The organism is Bartonella sp. AP58NXGY (assembly GCF_042195785.1).
GTDB lineage: Bacteria > Pseudomonadota > Alphaproteobacteria > Rhizobiales > Rhizobiaceae > Bartonella.
Genome location: NZ_JBHIOY010000288.1, coordinates 1 through 667 on the forward strand (window position 1 = coordinate 1; position 667 = coordinate 667).

Annotated in this window: 2 pseudogenes; both read left to right on the forward strand. The window is 40.0% G+C overall.

The features are described 5' to 3' along the window. Positions 1-512: pseudogene (locus ACFINC_RS10990) on the forward strand (hypothetical protein); the annotation flags it as partial. Positions 513-580: 68 nt separating this feature from the next. Further along, a pseudogene (locus ACFINC_RS10995) lies at positions 581-667 on the forward strand (lysozyme); the annotation flags it as partial.

Here is a 667-nt window from a genome sequence, read left to right on the forward strand (position 1 = left end):
ATATTTGGGTTGATATTTATCTTCAATCAGGGACAGATGAAAATACGAAGTCTGCTTATGGTGTTCCGATTACAACCAATCGTAGCTATTCTGACCATCTCGTGGATTTTTCGTCTGTTAATAAGAGATTTTTGACGAGTGATGAGTTTGTGTCTTGTATGTATGGCATCAATTCTGGAACCAGTATTATAGGCAATCAAGCGCCTTCTCCCAAAACGTCTGGAGGACACGTTGATACAGAAAATCATCGTATGATTTCGCATATTGGTTGTGAGGATGGTTGCGGTTATGTGTGGCAATTTTTGTCTGGTTGTTATCCAGTGACTAAATGGCATACAGGGGAACAAGTAAGCAGTTTACGTGTAGACGTAAATGTTATGTTGGGAGGAGGCGATTGGTCTGGTGATGCTAGTAATGGTGAATTTGCGCGGAATTTTGCGCATTCTCGTTATGATGAAGATGAAAAAATAGGCGCCCGTGGATGTAGTGATCCACTTTATTTATCATATTAACGCTAGACTGGTTAGAAGATCATTTTATTCAGCCCCACTGATGTGGGGCTTTTTTTATGGAGGACGAAATGAGAAAGATATGCCAAGAAGGTTTAGAGCTTATCAAACAATGGGAAGGATTACGTTTAGAAGCGTATAAAGATACGGCATGTATC